This is a genomic window from Cupriavidus sp. DL-D2, assembly GCF_039710735.1.
Classification (GTDB): Bacteria; Pseudomonadota; Gammaproteobacteria; order Burkholderiales; family Burkholderiaceae; genus Cupriavidus.
In genome coordinates, this window is record NZ_JBDKXK010000141.1 from 1 (window position 1) to 677 (window position 677).

General features: G+C 67.2%; 1 protein-coding gene. It reads left to right on the plus strand.

Annotated elements, in window-relative coordinates; translation table 11 throughout:
* On the plus strand, positions 1 to 677 hold a 677-nt coding region (locus ABDB81_RS30365; protein ID WP_346814416.1), incomplete at both ends, for a hemagglutinin repeat-containing protein.

Sequence of the window (677 nt, forward strand, 5' to 3'; positions counted from 1 at the left end):
GCGCGACACCGTGGCGGTGGGCTCGGTGATATCGGGCGATACCGTCTTGGGCAGCGCCGGACGAGATCTGGCGATCAGCGGATCGACGGTGGCGGGCACTCAGGATGTGGGACTCGAAGCTGGCCGCAACCTGACGATTGGCGCGGCGGAGAGCAGCAGCGAGAGCCACAGCTATTCACGCACCAAGGCAACGGGCTTCGGCGCCACGGGTGGCGGCCTCTCCTACGGCTCGCGTGACCAGAAGGACACGATCAACGACAACGCCGTCACGCAGACCGGCAGCCTCGTCGGCAGTACCGACGGCAATGTCAGCCTGAAGGCCGGCAGCACGTTGCGCGTAACCGGCAGCCAGTTGATCGCCGCAAAGGATCTGACAGGCACGGGTGCCGATGTCGCCATCGAGGCCGCCAAGGGTCGCGAGCATCATGACGAAACCCACGAGATCAAGCAAACCGGCCTGACGCTGGGCGTGAGCGGCGGCGCGCTCGGCTCGGCAATCAATGCGGGCCAGAAAGTCAGCTCGGCGACCAAGAGCCAGGATGGCCGGGCGTCGGCGCTGTGGGGTATCGCAGCAGGTCGCGACGCCTATGACGCGGCCAAGGGTGCGGGCGATGCCATGAAGAGCCTTGCCGGTGGCTCAGGACCGCTCGGCGCCGCCGTGACGCTGTCGCTGGGTA